This window comes from Bradyrhizobium sp. Crot121, from assembly GCF_059512385.1.
Genome location: NZ_JCAMOR010000443.1, coordinates 1 through 398, shown reverse-complemented (window position 1 = coordinate 398; position 398 = coordinate 1). Strand labels below are relative to the sequence as shown.

At 64.1% G+C, this 398-nt stretch carries 1 pseudogene; it reads left to right on the top strand.

Annotated features, from left to right (window positions below):
• Nucleotides 1–18 precede the first annotated feature (18 nt).
• A pseudogene (locus tag AC5ZGW_RS47395) lies at nt 19–398 on the top strand (saccharopine dehydrogenase); the annotation flags it as partial.

Here is a 398-nt window from a genome sequence, read left to right as displayed (position 1 = left end):
GCGAGCGCTCAGGCGACGTTGGCTGCCGCCGCGCGCGACCCGGCCCTGATCCGGCTGCTGACCGATCCCTTCGCCTTGACGCCGGGGTTCACCGGGCCGTCTCAGCCGTCAGGCCTCATTCCCGAATACGACGCGAGCATGAACGTGTGGCTCGTGCCGTTCCCCATGGCGCCGATCAACACCAAGAACGTGCACCGCACGAATTTCCTGTTGGGTCATCCCTACGGCACGGACTTCGTTTACGACGAGATGATGGTCGCGCCGGGACTTGGGGAAATCGCTGGCGTGACAACGGAGACGTTCGCCACGATGGTTTCCTTGTTCAGGACCGGCGGTCTCAAACCCGGCGGAGGCCCCACTCGGGATGAGCGCGAGAAGGGCTTCTACGACATCCTCTT